The sequence below is a fragment of the Streptococcus suis genome, from assembly GCF_002960445.1.
Lineage (GTDB): Bacteria > Bacillota > Bacilli > Lactobacillales > Streptococcaceae > Streptococcus > Streptococcus hyiners.
The window spans coordinates 1-299 of the sequence record NZ_POJD01000402.1; the positions used below are offsets into that span (position 1 = coordinate 1).

A 299-nucleotide genomic window follows, 5' to 3' on the forward strand; every position below is an offset into this window, starting at 1 on the left:
TAATGGATATTTCATTAACTGAATTTAAAATTGATAATTTTAAAGATATAGCTAAAATACAGGAGGGTCTTGAAGAAGAATATAAGCGAAGAAAGAAGCTAGGTGCGCTAAATCTAAAACAATTGTCACAATTGAACACTTTTTTAGAACAGATACATTTTGTAACAGGTGATAGTTCAAAGGCCATCTATATCAAAAATATCATTCAATTTAAAAGTAATATTAGAGATGACAATTTCTTTGAGTCAGTTTTTAATGAAGTTAGAAGTAAACAAACAGAGTTAAAAAACATAAATATA

At 26.1% G+C, this 299-nt stretch carries 1 pseudogene; it reads left to right on the top strand.

Annotation, left to right across the window (positions count from 1 at the left end):
* Positions 1-299: pseudogene (locus C1G53_RS12270) on the top strand (hypothetical protein); the annotation flags it as partial.